The organism is Nocardioides sp. zg-1228 (assembly GCF_017086465.1).
Taxonomy (GTDB): Bacteria; Actinomycetota; Actinomycetes; order Propionibacteriales; family Nocardioidaceae; genus Nocardioides.
Window position 1 is genome coordinate 1,289,869 of record NZ_CP070961.1, and the last position, 13,962, is coordinate 1,303,830.

The 13,962-nt window shown below is 72.1% G+C and carries 16 protein-coding genes and 1 pseudogene; 3 read left to right on the forward strand and 14 right to left on the reverse strand.

Going from position 1 to position 13,962, the window contains the following annotated elements:
- Positions 1-48: 48 nt before the first annotated feature.
- The 6 genes from JX575_RS06195 to JX575_RS06220 all read right to left on the reverse strand — a co-directional run bounded on the left by JX575_RS06195 (position 49) and on the right by JX575_RS06220 (position 5,391).
- Positions 49-633: a DinB family protein gene (locus tag JX575_RS06195; RefSeq protein ID WP_206054537.1), complete on the reverse strand. Its 585-nt coding sequence runs from the start codon at positions 631-633 to the stop codon at positions 49-51.
- Between the two features lie 233 nt (positions 634-866).
- Positions 867-1,610 carry an SDR family oxidoreductase gene (locus JX575_RS06200; RefSeq protein ID WP_186341582.1) on the reverse strand — a complete coding sequence of 248 codons (744 nt, stop codon included), beginning with the start codon at positions 1,608-1,610 and terminating at the stop codon, positions 867-869.
- A 7-nt stretch (positions 1,611-1,617) separates the two neighbouring features.
- Positions 1,618-2,286: a histidine phosphatase family protein gene (locus JX575_RS06205; protein ID WP_186341583.1), complete on the reverse strand. Its 669-nt coding sequence runs from the start codon at positions 2,284-2,286 to the stop codon at positions 1,618-1,620.
- Positions 2,283-3,356, reverse strand: coding sequence for a phosphotransferase family protein (locus JX575_RS06210; protein WP_186341584.1), 1,074 nt, complete (start codon positions 3,354-3,356; stop codon positions 2,283-2,285). The genes JX575_RS06205 and JX575_RS06210 overlap by 4 nt, the downstream gene beginning before the upstream one ends.
- Positions 3,353-4,141: an SDR family NAD(P)-dependent oxidoreductase gene (locus JX575_RS06215; protein ID WP_186341585.1), complete on the reverse strand. Its 789-nt coding sequence runs from the start codon at positions 4,139-4,141 to the stop codon at positions 3,353-3,355. Before JX575_RS06215 ends, JX575_RS06210 begins: the two co-directional genes overlap by 4 nt.
- The gene (locus JX575_RS06220; protein WP_186341586.1) at positions 4,138-5,391 is read right to left on the reverse strand and encodes an acyl-CoA dehydrogenase family protein; all 1,254 of its coding nucleotides are present in this window, start codon (positions 5,389-5,391) and stop codon (positions 4,138-4,140) included. Before JX575_RS06220 ends, JX575_RS06215 begins: the two co-directional genes overlap by 4 nt.
- Before the next feature lie 39 nt (positions 5,392-5,430).
- On the opposite strand from JX575_RS06220, the gene JX575_RS06225 reads away from it, so the two are divergent.
- Entirely contained in the window at positions 5,431-6,054 is a 624-nt protein-coding gene (locus JX575_RS06225; protein ID WP_206054538.1) for a TetR/AcrR family transcriptional regulator, read from the forward strand.
- A gap of 11 nt (positions 6,055-6,065) precedes the next feature.
- On the opposite strand, the gene JX575_RS06230 is transcribed toward JX575_RS06225, so the two are convergent.
- Both JX575_RS06230 and JX575_RS06235 read right to left on the reverse strand, forming a co-directional pair.
- The gene (locus tag JX575_RS06230) at positions 6,066-7,652 is read right to left on the reverse strand and encodes an MXAN_6640 family putative metalloprotease (protein WP_186341587.1); all 1,587 of its coding nucleotides are present in this window, start codon (positions 7,650-7,652) and stop codon (positions 6,066-6,068) included.
- 120 nt (positions 7,653-7,772) lie between these two features.
- Entirely contained in the window at positions 7,773-8,168 is a 396-nt protein-coding gene (locus tag JX575_RS06235; RefSeq protein ID WP_186341588.1) for an adenylyltransferase/cytidyltransferase family protein, read from the reverse strand.
- A gap of 53 nt (positions 8,169-8,221) precedes the next feature.
- Between JX575_RS06235 and JX575_RS06240 the strand changes: the two genes are divergently transcribed.
- On the forward strand, positions 8,222-9,529 hold the full coding sequence (locus JX575_RS06240; RefSeq protein WP_186341589.1) for a DUF445 domain-containing protein: 1,308 nt from the start codon (positions 8,222-8,224) through the stop codon (positions 9,527-9,529).
- Positions 9,530-9,563: 34 nt separating this feature from the next.
- Here JX575_RS06240 and JX575_RS06245 read toward each other — a convergent pair whose 3' ends face one another.
- On the reverse strand, positions 9,564-10,838 hold the full coding sequence (locus JX575_RS06245) for a phospholipase D-like domain-containing protein (RefSeq protein WP_186341590.1): 1,275 nt from the start codon (positions 10,836-10,838) through the stop codon (positions 9,564-9,566).
- A 46-nt stretch (positions 10,839-10,884) separates the two neighbouring features.
- On the opposite strand from JX575_RS06245, the gene JX575_RS06250 reads away from it, so the two are divergent.
- Positions 10,885-11,163, forward strand: a complete 279-nt coding sequence (locus tag JX575_RS06250; RefSeq protein ID WP_186341591.1) for an RNA-binding S4 domain-containing protein — start codon at positions 10,885-10,887, stop codon at positions 11,161-11,163.
- A 79-nt stretch (positions 11,164-11,242) separates the two neighbouring features.
- Here the strand turns inward: JX575_RS06250 and JX575_RS06255 are convergent, their stop codons facing one another.
- The 5 genes and pseudogenes from JX575_RS06255 to JX575_RS06270 form a co-directional block, all read right to left on the reverse strand.
- Positions 11,243-12,049 carry an ABC transporter permease gene (locus JX575_RS06255; RefSeq protein WP_186341592.1) on the reverse strand — a complete coding sequence of 269 codons (807 nt, stop codon included), beginning with the start codon at positions 12,047-12,049 and terminating at the stop codon, positions 11,243-11,245.
- The gene (locus JX575_RS06260) at positions 12,046-12,765 is read right to left on the reverse strand and encodes an ATP-binding cassette domain-containing protein (RefSeq protein ID WP_346776145.1); all 720 of its coding nucleotides are present in this window, start codon (positions 12,763-12,765) and stop codon (positions 12,046-12,048) included. The genes JX575_RS06255 and JX575_RS06260 overlap by 4 nt, the downstream gene beginning before the upstream one ends.
- A 68-nt stretch (positions 12,766-12,833) precedes the next feature.
- Positions 12,834-12,941, reverse strand: a pseudogene (locus JX575_RS19875) (ABC transporter ATP-binding protein); the annotation flags it as partial.
- Positions 12,942-13,078: 137 nt separating this feature from the next.
- Entirely contained in the window at positions 13,079-13,450 is a 372-nt protein-coding gene (locus JX575_RS06265) for an FKBP-type peptidyl-prolyl cis-trans isomerase (RefSeq protein WP_277395314.1), read from the reverse strand.
- Positions 13,451-13,479: 29 nt separating this feature from the next.
- The gene (locus tag JX575_RS06270; RefSeq protein ID WP_186341593.1) at positions 13,480-13,911 is read right to left on the reverse strand and encodes a CBS domain-containing protein; all 432 of its coding nucleotides are present in this window, start codon (positions 13,909-13,911) and stop codon (positions 13,480-13,482) included.
- Between the last annotated feature and the right edge of the window lie 51 nt (positions 13,912-13,962).

Below are 13,962 nucleotides of genomic sequence, written 5' to 3' on the forward strand. Positions count from 1 at the left end.
ATGGAGGGGAACCTCGCGGGTCTGCCCCCGCTCGTACCCACCGATGGCTCATCGCGTCCGACGATCACCCCCCAGCAGGTCGAGGTCGCGCTCGCAGAACCCGTGATGCGCCCACTCTTCGTTCAAGACCACCCGCAGACACTCGAGCACCGTCTTCCCCGCGGCGTACGGCGGCCAGCCCGGCCCAGCAGGCACGGGCGCGGGCGCCGACAGCTCATCGGTCGTCACGCTCGCCAACCAACGCTCGAGCTCGGCGGCCTGCTCCTCGCGCACCGTCAGCACCTCGTCGAGGCCAGGCGCAGCCGCTCGGTCCAGGCCTTGCTCCTCCTGGTCAGGCACGAAGGCCGGTGCCAACCCGATTGCCGTGAACCGTCGAGGTGACCCAAGGCAGCAGCGACGGAACCACGAGTCGTGCACGAACACCAGGTGGCGCAGGGTCTCTACCGCCGACCATTCGCCGCCGACGCGCTGGTGCTCTGACCCCTCGGGCATGCCGCGCAGTCGCGCGACCGTGGATGCCCAGCTGTCCCGCAGGCCTCGCTCGGCCTCGCGTAGGTCTGTGGGGTCGGTTGATCGCATCAGCGCTCGCACCGGGTGCCGCCGGTCCAGCTCGGCCTCGACGTACGCCGTCACTTCGACTCCGTTGCCACCAGGTTGGTGACCAGCCCGTCGATGACCGCGTCCTGCATCACCACGCCGATCAGACGAGCCCGGGTCATGTCTCACTCGCGAAACTCGGCACCAGTCATGTCTTGATCCTCGAATGTGACCATGCCGGACACTCTGCACCGCCATACCGACATCCACCCCGCCATGGCCCGAGCAGGCTCGGGCTCACCCGGGCGAACGAGGCACCGGCGCCGGCGCTATGCCAGGCGCCGAAGCACCCCGAGCGGCACGCGCCTGATCAGGAACCCCAGCGGCACCCAGGGCCAGGCGGGGACCACGGCGGAGCCCTTCTCCTTCTCCATCGCCTCGACCATGGCGCGCACGCCCTTCTCGGTCGAGGCGACCAGGAGAGTGGCGGTGGCGGTGGCCGACATCTCCGAGACGATGAAGCCCGGGTAGAGCACGGTGACCTTGATCGGCGTGCCGTGGACGTCGGCGCGGAAGCCCTCGGCGAGGTGGGCGACCGCGGCCTTGGAGGCGGCGTACGTCGTCATGTTGCGCGGCATGCCGCGCAGGGCCGAGAAGCTGGAGACCACCACCAGGTGGCCGGAGTCCTGGGCGCGGAAGATCGCCGCCGCCGCTTCGGTCTGGGCCAGCGCACCGACGAAGTTGGTCATCGCGGTCTGGCGGTTGGCGTCGAAGCGGCCCGTGCCGAGCGGCTGGCCCTTCCCGATCCCGGCGTTGACGACGACCCGGTCGAGTCCGCCGAGCTCGTCGCGGAGCTCGCCGAAGACGCGGAAGACCGCGTCGTGGTCGTCGACGTCGAGCGCCTTGACCGCCACGCGGCGCTCGGGGTGGGCGGCCACGATCTCGTCGCGCAGCGCGTCGAGCCGGTCGGTCCGCCGCGCGCAGAGCGCGAGGTCGTGGCCGCGGGCGGCCAGCTGGCGGGCCATCTCGGCGCCCAGGCCGCTGCTCGCTCCGGTGATGAGGGTGGTCGGCACGGGGGTCCTAGCGGTAGGTGATCAGGTCGGGGGAGAGGTGGTCGGCGGCGTTGAACGTCACGAGCGTGGTGCCGCGCGAGCCACGGACGACGGTCGAGGTGCCGGTGTTGATCGACACGGGGTTGAGCCGCAGCCACAGGTCGGTCCGCGTGGGCTCGCCGTCGGCGAGGAGCGAGGCCGCCGCCCAGGCCACCGGTCCGCCGCTGGTCAGCACGACGGCCGTGCCGCTGCGGGGCAGCGCGTCGGCCAGCCGGTCGAGCGCCGCGCCCACCCGGGCGGTGAACGCCGCGAACGACTCGTCGTAGGACTCGTCGTGGTCGCCCGACGTCCAGCGGCGCGTCGCCTCCTCGAACCACCGCTGGAAGGCGGCCTTCTCCGACTCGCCGCCGGCCGTGGTGGGCTGGTCGTGGACGGCCAGCACCTGCAGGTGGTCGAACTCGCTCCAGCCGCGGTCGACGTCCGCCGGGGTCGACCAGCCCGCGCCGTCGAGCACGCCGGCCGCCGTCTGGGCGTGGCGCCTCATCCCGCCCGTCACGACCAGGTCGGGCACGACCCCCCGGGCGGCGAGGGCGGCGCCCAGCAGCCGCGACTGCTCGTGGCCGGTCCGGGAGAGCTCGTCGTAGTCGGCGGCGCCGAACGAGGCCTGCCCGTGCCGCACGAGGAGGATGCTGCTCACCGGACGATCAGTCCGTCGACGCGGCGGCCGATGACCTGCACGGCCGCGCCGAACAGGGCGTACATCTCGTTGGTCGTCTGGCGGTGGACGTAGCGGTAGTAGATCTGCTGGGCGATCACGGCCATCCGGAAGAGCCCGAAGACCTCGTAGAAGCGCCACTGCTCGGGCGTGACGGACCGGCCGGTGCGCTCGGCGTACGCCGCCACGAACTCGCCGCGGGTCAGCATCCCCGGCAGGTGCGTCGGCACCCGCCGCATCAGCTGGAACTCCTCGTCGTCGTCGGCCTGCACCCAGTAGGCCATCGAGCCCGCGAGGTCCATCAGCGGGTCGCCCAGGGTCGCCATCTCCCAGTCGAGCACCCCGACCACGCGCGTCACGTCGTCCTCGGCGAGCACCAGGTTGTCGAGCTTGTAGTCGTTGTGGATCACGCAGGTGGCCACGTCGTCGGGCTGGTGCGCGTCGAGCCACGCCATCACCGACTCGAGGTCGGGCACGTCGTCGGTGCGGGCGTTGCGGTAGCGCGTCGACCAGCCCTCGACCTGGCGGCGGACGTAGCCGCGGCCCTTGCCGAGACCGGTGAGGCCCGCCGCCCCGGGGTCGATGCCGTGCAGCTCGGCGAGCACGTCGACGGCGTGCAGGCACAGCTCGCGCGCCTGCTCGGCGGACAGGGGCACGTCGCCCGGCCACTCGCTGCGCGGGATCACGCCGGGGATCCGCTCCATCGCGTAGAAGTCGGCGCCGATGACGTCGGCGTCGTCGCAGAAGGCGACCATCGGGGCGACGTAGCCGAAGACCGGCGCGAGCGCCGACTGGATGGCGTGCTCGCGGTGCATGTCGTGCGCCCCACGCGCCTTGGTGCCGGCCGGGGCGCGTCGCACGATGAGGTCGCGGCCCGAGGGGTAGCGCAGCAGGTAGGTGAGGTTGGAGGCGCCGCCGGTGAACTGGCGGACCTCCGGCTCGCCGTCGAGCCCGTCGGCGTGCTCGGCGTGGTCGCGGAGCCAGGCCGCGACCCGGGGGACGTCGAACGCGTCCTCCGCGCGCACCTCGCGGGCGCCCGGCACGTCGCTCACGAGCCCGCTCCCGCCTCGAGCTTCGCGGCCTGGTCGCGCATGATCGCGTCGTAGGCCGGTCGGTCGGCCCACTTGAGGAAGAAGGCCTGCCGGGCCGCCTCGTCCGGCACGATCACGTCGTCGCCGGCGTCGATGCCGGCCAGGACCGCGGCGGCGATGTCGTCAGCGGTGGTGGTCGAGCGCTCGACCAGCCCGGCGACCACCCGGCCCACGGCCTCGTCGCTGCCCTGCAGGGAGTCCATCAGGTTGGTGCGGAAGTAGGACGGGCAGACGACGCTCGCGCGGATGCCGTGGGACGCCAGCTCGTGGCCGCACGTCTCGGTGAAGGCCACGACAGCAGCCTTCACCGCGTTGTAGGAGCCCATCCCGCCCGGGTGCACGAGCCCGGCGAGGGAGGCGACGTTGACGAGGTGGCCCGAGCGCCGCTCCTTGAGCATCGGGACGAACGCCCGGGTGCCGCGGACCGCGCCGAAGAGGTTGACGTCGGTGATCCACTGCCACTCCTCGATCGTGCAGCGGTCGACCCGCCCGCCACCGGCGACGCCGGCGTTGTTGACCAGCACGTCGAGACCGCCCCACCGCTCCCGGACGGCGTCCACGGCCGCGTCCCAGTCGGCGTCGGAGGTGATGTCGAGGACGAGGTCGATGCCGTCGGCGTCGACCCGGTCGGTGGCGAGCACCTCGTCACCCCTCTCGCGGAAGGCGGTGACCAGCGCGGCACCGAGCCCCGAGGCGGCACCGGTGACCAGGACGCGTCGCGCGCTGCTGCTCGACGGGGCGCTCACGAGGCGTGCTTCCCGAGCTCGATCTTGGCGACCACGTTGCGGTGCACCTCGTCGGGTCCGTCCGCCAGCCGCAGCGTGCGGGCCCCGACCCAGGCGGCCGCGAGCGGGAAGTCGTCGGACATCCCGGCCCCGCCGTGCAGCTGGATCGCCATGTCGATCACGTCCAGGGCCATCGCCGGCACCTCGACCTTGATCTCGCTCACCGCGGAGTAGGCCTCCCGGCTCATGCCCTGGTCGAGCAGCCAGGCGGCGTGCATCACCAGCAGTCGCGAGCGGTTGATGGCGATCCGCGCGTCGGCGATGCGTTCGCGGTTGCCGCCGAGGCTGGCGATCGGCTTGCCGAAGGCGGTGCGCGAGAGCGCACGGGCGCAGGCGAGCTCGAGGGCCCGCTCGGCGAGGCCGATCGCTCGCATGCAGTGGTGGACCCGGCCGGGACCGAGCCGGCCCTGGGCGATCTCGAACGCGCGTCCCGGGCCGAGCAGGACGTGGGAGGCCGGGACCCGCACGTCGTCGAAGGAGACCTCGCCGTGGCCCAGCGGCTCGTCGTAGTAGCCCATCGTGGTGAGCATCCGCTCGACGGCGACGCCCTCGGCGTCACGGGGCACCAGCACCATGGTGTGGCGCGAGTGCCGGTCGGCGTCGGGGTCGGAGAGCCCCATGAAGATGAAGACCTTGCAGTCGGGGTTGCCGACGCCGGTCGACCACCACTTGCGGCCGTTGATGACGACCTCGTCGCCGTCGAGCACCGCGGTGGCGGCCATGTTGGTGGCATCCGACGACGCCACGTCGGGCTCCGTCATGCAGAAGGCGCTGCGGATCTCCGCGCGCAGGAGCGGCTCGAGCCACTGCTGCTTCTGCTCCTCGGTGCCGTACTTGAGCAGCACCTCCATGTTGCCGGTGTCGGGGGCGTTGGAGTTGAAGACCAGCGGGGCCAGGAACGAGCGGCCCATCGCCTCGGCGACCGGCGCGTAGTCGACGTTGGTGAGCCCGTCGCCGCCGTCGGTGCCGAAGTCGGCGGCGTACCGCCCGGCGTGCGAGGCGGGGAGGAAGAGGTTCCACAGACCCTCGGCGCGGGCCTTGGCCTGCAGCTCGGCGATGACGGGGTCGGGGGTCCAGTTGTCGCCGCCGGACTCGCGGAGCCGGGTGATCCGGCGGTGCGCCTCGGCCTCGACGGGCTCGATCTCGTCGGTGACGAACGCGCGCACGCGCTCGCGCAGGTCGGCCGCGCGCGGGGAGAGGGAGAAGTCCATGGCGTTGACCTTCGCACACTGTTGAGCAATGCTCAACAGATGTCCGACGCCCCGGTGCCGCCCGCCGACGCGCCCGTCGTACGACGACGGCTGAGCGCCGACGACCGGCGCCGCCAGCTGGTGGGCATCGGCCTCGCGATGATCGTCGAGACGCCGATCCAGGACCTGTCGATGGACGACATCGCCGCGGAGGCCGGCATCTCGCGCGGACTACTGTTCCACTACTTCCCGACCAAGACCGACTTCTACCTCGCCTGCATCGCGGCGGCCGGTCGCCGGATCCTGCGCAACACGGCTCCCGACGAGTCGCTGGCGGGGGAGGCGCAGGTCGAGATGACCACGCGCCTGATGATCGAGCAGATCGACCGCCGGCGCCGGTCCTACCTCGCGCTCGTCCACGGGCACGGGGTCGCCGACCCGCGGGTCAGCGAGGTGATGGACTCCGTGCGCGACGTCAGCACGGACCGCGTCGTGGCGGCGCTCGGCGTGCCGGAGTCGCAGCGCTCCTCGACCAGGATCGTCGTGCACGCCTGGTGGGCCTACACGGAGGACCGGGCGCTCACCTGGTCGGCTGTGCCGCCAGACGAGCGCCCGGTCCCGTTGTCGCAACTGGTGGAGGAGTGCGTCGCCGCGCTCCACGCCCTGCTGCGGATCAGCTCCTGATCATCGGCGCGTCACTTGGTGGCGCGCGCCTTCACCGCGAAGCGCAGCCGGTCGTCGATCGGCTTGCCCGCGCAGGCCAGCACCGTGTTGCGCCCGCAGCGGAAGCGGGTCGAGGCGTTGACCAGCGTCACCGACACCGCGGCGACCTTGCGGTTGTCGAAGGGCACCCTGGTGGTGCCGTCGCCGCGCCGGTTGAGCTTGACCAGCTTGACCTTGCGCTTGCCGTCGAGACGGTGGACGACCACCACGGCGGCCGGCGAGGTGCGCTTGTCCGGGCCCGTGATGCGCAGCGCGAGCTTCCACTTCTTGCCGTCGAGGCCCTTGCCGGGGCCGTAGACGTAGGACGCGGAGGCCAGGTGGTCGATCTTGGTGCCGAACCGCTTGGCGCGCTTGCGCTTGCTCAGCAGCTTGGCGCCGCGGACCTTGGGGCCGGGATACTCGGCGCCCTCGGGGAAGTTGGCGGCGGGCGTGAGGTTGCCGGCGGCGAACAGGGCGTAGTTCTTGGTGAAGCCACCCTTGCGCTTGAGCACCTTCTGCAGGGCCTGGAGGCTGTACTTCTTGCCGTCCTTCTTCAGGCTGCCGGCCTGCTTCCAGGTCTTGAGCATCAGCCCGTTGCCGTAGCGCGAGGTGAGGTACTCCCAGAACACCCAGTTGCCGTACTGGAACCCGTTGGTGCGGCTGAACGCGTCGAGCGGGATGTTGGGGGCGTAGATCTGGCTGACCGGGAGGTACTGGCGGTTGTCGTTGACCGCGGTCGCGATCCGCTCCTCCATCCAGGTCGCCGTGGACTCCATCATCCACGGGTCCTCGGCGTAGTCGTAGGCGTACTGGACGGCGTGGAAGAACTCGTGGCCTGCCGTGACGGTCAGGTTGTCCAGCGGCGTCCCGTTGGGGAACTGCGACGCGGCGAAGTCGTTGTCGAGCACGCAGTAGCCCGACGCGGTGCGCTTCTTGGCCCGCTTCTCGCCGGCGCAGAAGCCGTAGAGGGAGCCGCCGAGGTCCTTGAGGTAGACGTCGAACTGCGGGCCGCCGCCCTTGCTGCCGTCGGTCACCGGCGCGCGGAAGCCCATCTGGTCGACGATGGTCGACCACACCGAGTCCATGACCGCGAGGTTCTGGGCCGGCCAGTCGGGCGACGGCGGGGCGTCGATCCCGGTCGGGACGTAGTGGACGCAGATGCGGGTGTTGCACAGCGGCGCTGCCTCGGCCTCGGTGTAGCCGAACCCCTGGGGGTCGGTGACGCCGTCGGTCGGGCGCGCGAGGAGCGCGTCGGCCTGGCGACGCTGGTCGCCCTCGAGCTGGGTGCGCTTCATCCAGAGGTCGCGCAGCACCAGGGTCGCCGACGGGTCGCCCGCCCGGGCGTCGCCGGCGAGCACACGGCGAGCGGTCGCGAGGGTCTCGGAGGCGGTGGGCTCGAGGTCCTCCTCCAGCACGGGCAGGGCCGGCTCCGGAGTGAGCTCGAACAGGTCAGAGGGGTCGAGGACCCCGGATGTGCCGGGCGTGCTGCCCGGACGGTCGTTGGCGGCCGCGACGGCCGGAGCGCCGAGCGCCCCGCCCACCAGTGCGATGGCCACAGCGGTGGTGACGAATCTGCGCATGGTTCCCCTCGTGTCGATCATGTCGTGCCCGACCCTAACCCCGCCGCGACCCGACGAGGGTGTCGACGGGCGGGTGTGGCCGGGGGTCTCGGCGGCTCAGAGGTCGGCTCAGAGGTCGGCTCAGAGGTCGGCGATGTGCTCGATGATGGCCGTGGTGGAGATGGCGGGCGTGCGGGGCAGGTAGACGACCTCGCAGACGTCGGCCAGGTCGTCGAACCTCCCGGCCCAGTCGTCGCCCATCACCAGCACGTCGGCGCCGTGCTCGAGGAGGTAGTCACGCTTCTGCTCGAGGCTCTCCTCGACGAACACCTCGTCGACGACCTTGAGCGCCCCGACGATCGCGAGGCGCTCGCGCTGGCTGAAGATCGGCGCACGACCCTTCTTGCGCTCGTTGAGCGCGTCGGCGGAGACGCCGACGACCAGTCGCTCGCCGAGCTCGGCGGCACGCTCGAGCACGCGCAGGTGTCCGACATGGAACACGTCGAACGTGCCGAAGGTGATCACGGTGCGAGGCATGCGCGGCATTCTGGCACGCGGTGCGTGACGGGTGGTGGGGGAGGATGGCCCGCATGGTCGCCACCTCCGCCACCTCGCCGGCCGGCTCGTCCCCGAGCCCCCCGCCGATCACGCTGATCACCCCCGACCCGGGCGCCGACGAGGCCCGGCGACGAGGGCTGCGCCGGATGCGCACGGTCGCGGTCGGGCTGCTGCTGCTCGCCGCCTGCGTCTACGTCGCGACTCTCGGTCGCGACGGCTTCTGGGGGTTCGTCAACGCCGGCGCGGAGGCGTCGATGGTCGGCGCGATCGCCGACTGGTTCGCCGTGACCGCGCTGTTCAAGCACCCCCTGGGGCTGCCGATCCCGCACACCGCCCTCGTGCCCAAGCGCAAGGACGAGCTGGGCAGGGGGCTCCAGGAGTTCGTCGGGGAGAACTTCCTCCAGGAGGACATCATCCGCGAGCGGGTGGCCGCCGCGACGATCTCGGCGCGGGTGGGCGCATGGCTGGGGGACCCCGCCCACGCGCGCCGCGTGGTCGACGAGGCCGCCGAGGTGGCGGTGATCGCCCTCGGGAAGGTGCGCGACGACCACGTCGCCGACCTGGTCAGCCAGGCGCTCGTCCCGCGGTTCCGCGACGAGCCGATCTCGCCGCTGCTGGGCACGACCCTGATGGAGGTGCTGCGCGACGACCTGCACCACGGGCTGGTCGACCTCGCCGTCGACGAGCTGCACACCTGGCTGCGCGACAACCCCGACACGTTCATCCGGGTGCTGGAGGAGAGGGCGCCCTGGTGGGCGCCGCCCCGGCTCAACGACGTCGTCACCTCGCGGATGCACGTGCAGGCGATGGCCTGGCTGGAGGACATCCGCGACGACCCGCACCACCGGGCCCGCGAAGCACTCGACTCGATGCTCGGCCAGCTCGCCCACGACCTGCTCAACGACGGGGAGACGGTGCGCCGCACGGAGGCCCTCAAGGAGCGCCTGCTCGAGCACCCCCAGGTCGTCACGACGGCGATCTCGCTGTGGAAGGCGATGCGCTCGGCGCTGCTCGGCTCCATCCGCGACCCCGAGGGCGCCGTGCGCCAGCGGGTGCTCGAGGAGCTCGGCGTGTTCGCCGAGCGGCTGCGCGACGACGCGGCACTGCGCGAGCGGCTCGACCGCGTCGCGGCCGACCTCACGGTCTTCGCGGTCGAGCGCTACGGCGCCGAGGTGACGACGGTCATCACCTCGACGATCGAGCGGTGGGACGGCAAGGAGGCGGCGCGGCGCATCGAGCTGCACGTCGGGCGCGACCTCCAGTTCATCCGCATCAACGGCACGATCGTCGGCGGCCTCGTGGGCGTCGTGATCCACGCGGTGAGCCTGGCGGTGCACTGACCGGGCCCCCGGCAACCCACCCGGTCGGCGGGGGTCAGCGCCGGCAGGGCCTCATGACCGGCATGACCCGCGAGCGGCTCTGGTGCGCACGGGCGTACGCGTCGTCGAAGTGTGCGAGGTACTGGTCGTGCAGCCATCGGTTGCCCACCACGCGCAGCATGACCTCGTCGTTGTAGAGCAGGCCGCCGCAGGTGGTGTTGGAGGTGCCGGTCACCACGAGGTGCGTGGTCCTGCCCCGGAAGCGCGCGTGCGCGACGAGCATCTTGTCGTGGGTGAGGACGGTGCGGACCCGGCCGTCGGGGATGTCGCCGCTGGGCAGCGCGCGCTGCACCCAGTTCTCCACCGTGTCGCGCGAGGTCACGATCCGCACCCGGCAGCCGCGGGCGGAGAGCCGGGCCAGCTGGGCGCGCACGTCGGCGCGCTGGATCACCGCGATCATCGCCGACACGTCGCGGGCGCCCGGGGTGCACCGGAGGGACCTGAGCGTCGAGAGGAGCAGGTCGCTGCGGTTGGGGTAGACGGCCGCCGTGACGTCCCCGCTGGACCACACCTTGCGTCGGTCGTCCCAGCGCTCGCCGTCCACCGTCAGCCGCTGGGCCTGCAGCCGGGCGAAGTAGTCGACGCCGAAGGCGTGGAGCCCGGGGTCGTCGATCTTGATGAACGAGTTGTACTGGCGGTACTGACGGTCCTCGAGGTTGGCCGAGGACGTGATGAAGGACTGCACCCCGCCGATGTCGGTCAGGAAGAACTTCAGGTGCTGCACGTCCTGGCTGTCGGGGAAGGGTCCCGGGGCGCGCCACGGGAGGCAGGCGCCCTTGCAGATGGTCACGTTGCGGATCGTGGGGTCCTGCTGCTCGAGCGTCTCGATGAGCCGGCGGCCCTGCTTGTTGAGCCGCAGGTCGTCGTCGCCGACGAGCAGCACCGTCGCGCCGCGCCGCTGCGCGGCCAGGATCGCGTCGGTCGGCGGCTTGATGTCCCACCGGAACATCGCGATGCGGATCGTGTCACCCGGGCCCGCGGTGTCGAAGAGCCGGCTGGGCCGGTCGAGCACGGTCGGGTCGCGCGGCACGGTCGGCGGCGAGGTGAAGCACACCTCGATGCCGCCCTCGGCCCGGCACCCGCTCTGCCCGGGCGCGGCGACCGGGCGCTCGCCCGGGGCCGGTGCGGTGCTGGCGGGTGCGGTGCTGGCGGGTGCGGTGCTGGCGGGTGCGGTGCTGGCGGGTGCGGTGCTGGCGGGTGCGGTGAGCGCCAGGAGCGGCGCGAGCAGGCACGACAGGAGCCCGGCCACCAGTCCCACACGTCGCACCACCCGCACACCTTGGCACGGAACGCGCCCGGGCTGGTTCACTGGCCTCATGTCGCCCGAGTCGCCGTCGTCCCCGTCCGCACAGCCCGAGCCGGTCGACGTGCCGATCCGCGACGAGTCGATCCGGCTCGGTCAGTTCCTCAAGCTGGCCAACCTCGTCGAGAGCGGTGCCGATGCCAAGCCGGTGCTCGCCGACGGCGCGGTGCTCGTCAACGGGGAGGTCGAGACGCGCCGGGGCCGCCAGCTCGCCCCCGGCGACGTGGTCGCGCTGGGCGGGCAGGCGGCCCGGGTCGCCACCGGAGAGGTCGAGATCGACGTCCCCTGGTGACGTCCCCTGGTGACGTCCCCTGTGACGTCCCCTGTGACGTCCCCTGGTGACGTCCCTTGCGGTCGTCTCCGGTAGCGGGCTACTTCACCTCGCGCGCCAGCACCCGCCAGGTGCCGACGGCCAGGGGCAGCAGCACCCACACGCCGACCCCGGTGCCGAGCTGCGCCCAGTCGCGGGCGGTGATGTCCCCACTCAGCAGGGGGCGGGTGACAGCGTTCAGGTCGAGCCACGCGCCGACGCCGGAGAGCGAGCCGACGACCTGGGTGACGATGGTCCACGCGGTCGGCAGGACGAGCACCGTCACGATGGCGACCGGTGTGTTGAGGAACAGCAGCCCGAACGCGACGCCCTGCAGGACGAAGATCAGGAGGGCCAGGACGAGCTTGCCGGCGGCGCCCGCCCCGAGGTCCCAGGTGCCGCCGCTGGCCAGGTTGGCGAGCGCGGCCGCGGCGAAGGCGACGGCCATGACGACGAGCCCGAGCACCAGTGCGCCCAGCGCCTTGGCGAGCACGACGCGCCCGCGGCGCGGCTCCAGGGTGAAGGTGACCAGGCCGGTGCGCTGGGACCACTCGGCGGTGGCGGCCATGATGCCGATCACCGGGAGCAGCATCGCGAGCGGCTGGATGGCGATCTGCACGAGGTCGGTGAACGACGCGTCGTCCGTCGGGCCCCAGATCACGAACGCGCCCAGGATCAGCACGGTCAGCGCGGCCATCACGATGACCATCCACCGGCCGGCGCGGGTGTCCACCATCTTGCGCACCTCGGCGTGCAGGGTGCGCGAGAACGGCACGCCGGGGCGGCCGGCCAGCGGCGTCGGGTCGCCCGGTCGGCCGGTGGACCCGTCGCCGACGGCGGGGGTGGTGGTGGCGGTGTCGGTGCTCATGCTGCGTCTCCTTCACGAGAGGTGGCGGCGGTGAGGTCGAGGAACATCTCCTCCAGGCCGTCCGAGCCGCCGCTGCGCAGCTCGAGGAGCACGACGGACTCGCGGGCGGCGATCTCGCCGACCACCCGGGGCTCGGCGTCGACGACGAGGCCGGCGCCGGTCCGCGTCACGTCGACCCCGTTGTCCTGCAGGAGCCGGGCCAGTCGGTCGTCGTCGGTCGAGGTGACCGAGGTGCCGCCGCGCCGGAGGAGCTCGTCCTTGGAGCCCATCGCCACGATCCGCCCGCGGCCGATCATCACCAGGTCGTCGGCGACGACCTGCACCTCGTGGAGCAGGTGGCTCGAGAGCAGCACCGTCCCGCCACCGTCGGCGAAGCGGCGCAGCAGGCCGCGCATCCAGTGGATGCCCTGCGGGTCGAGCCCGTTGGCCGGCTCGTCGAGGACGAGCACCTGCGGCTCGCCGAGCAGCGCGGCGGCGAGGCCGAGGCGCTGGCGCATGCCGAGGGAGTAGTTGCGCACCCGGCGGCCGGCCTCCTCGTCGGTCAGCCCCACGAGGGCGAGGGCCTCCTCGACGCGGGCCTTGGAGACGCCGAGCGAGATCGCGGCGACCCGCAGCACCTCGCGGCCGGTCCGGCCGGGGTGCTGGGCGGACGCGTCGAGCATGACGCCGACCTGGCGTCCGGGGTTGTGGAGGTCGCGGTAGGGGCGACCGAGGATGGTGGCGCGTCCGGACGTGGCGGCGTGAGGCCCGTCATCATCCGCATGGCGGTGGACTTGCCGGCCCCGTTGGGTCCGAGGAAGCCGACGACGCTGCCCGGGCGGACCTCGAACGAGATGTCGTCCACGGCGGTGAACCCGCCGTAGCGCTTGGTGAGGTTCTCGACTCTGATCATGGGCCCAGTCTTGCGGACCGAGGGCGTCCGTCGGTGAGGACCCTGTCGGGCGGTGTTCACCGAGCTGGGCGTCGAGGACCGGGTGCAGGTCGCGATCCCGGTCCACGACGCCCAGGCTGGGTGAGGGGTCCGGGGGCTCAGCGCACGTCGAGCAGGTCGACCACGAAGATCAGCGTCTCGCCCGGCTTGATGGCACCGGGGGCGCCGCGGTCGCCGTAACCCAGGTGCGGCGGGATGACCAGGCGGCGGCGGCCGCCGACCTTCATGCCCTGCACGCCGGTGTCCCAGCCGGAGATGACCTGGCCGATGCCGAGGCGGAACTCCAGCGGCGTGCCGCGGTTGTAGGACGCGTCGAACTCCTCGCCCGTGGAGTGGGCGACGCCGACGTAGTGCACGGAGACGGTGGAGCCGGCTGTGGCCTCGGCACCCTCTCCCTCGACGAGGTCGGTGACCTCCAGGTCGGCGGGCGCGTCGCCCATGTGGGGGTCGACGTCGGGCTTCTCGCTCACGATCTCTCCATTCGAGTCAGGCAGGTGGGTCAGGTCTGGTGGACGTAGCTGTCGAGCTGGTCGCGCTCGAACTCGAGCTCACCGATCCGGCTCTTGACCACGTCACCGATGCTGATGATGCCGGTGAGCCGTCCGGAGTCCACCACCGGGACGTGCCGGACGCGGTGCTCGGTCATGGTCTGCATCAGCTCGGTGAGCCCGTCGCCGGCCGTGCACGTGCGCACGTCGGCGGTCATGATCGAGCTGACGGTGCTCTCCAGCACGCCGGAGTCGTCGTGCAGGCGGCGTACGACGTCGCGCTCGCTGACGATGCCCGCCACGTGCTCGCCGTCCTCGCTCACCACCAGGGCGCCGACGTTGTGCTCGGCCAGCAGGGCCACCAGCTCGCGCACGGAGGCGTCGGGGCCGATCGTCACGACCTCCTGGCTGCCCTTGCCCTGGATGACGTCCTTGATCTTCATGGTCTCGACCTCTCGTCCGGCAGAACGGGTGAGAGGTCACCGTAGCCAAGC

Excerpts from the sequence above, each read along its gene's own strand:
- JX575_RS06220 (WP_186341586.1), bottom strand. The coding sequence starts at position 5,391 with ATGGACTTCTCCCTCTCCCCGCGCGCGGCCGACCTGCGCGAGCGCGTG.
- JX575_RS06225 (WP_206054538.1), top strand. The coding sequence starts at position 5,431 with ATGTCCGACGCCCCGGTGCCGCCCGCCGACGCGCCCGTCGTACGACGA.
- JX575_RS06230 (WP_186341587.1), bottom strand. The coding sequence starts at position 7,652 with ATGCGCAGATTCGTCACCACCGCTGTGGCCATCGCACTGGTGGGCGGG.
- JX575_RS06235 (WP_186341588.1), bottom strand. The coding sequence starts at position 8,168 with ATGCCTCGCACCGTGATCACCTTCGGCACGTTCGACGTGTTCCATGTC.
- JX575_RS06240 (WP_186341589.1), top strand. The coding sequence starts at position 8,222 with ATGGTCGCCACCTCCGCCACCTCGCCGGCCGGCTCGTCCCCGAGCCCC.
- JX575_RS06250 (WP_186341591.1), top strand. The coding sequence starts at position 10,885 with ATGTCGCCCGAGTCGCCGTCGTCCCCGTCCGCACAGCCCGAGCCGGTC.
- JX575_RS06255 (WP_186341592.1), bottom strand. The coding sequence starts at position 12,049 with ATGAGCACCGACACCGCCACCACCACCCCCGCCGTCGGCGACGGGTCC.
- JX575_RS06270 (WP_186341593.1), bottom strand. The coding sequence starts at position 13,911 with ATGAAGATCAAGGACGTCATCCAGGGCAAGGGCAGCCAGGAGGTCGTG.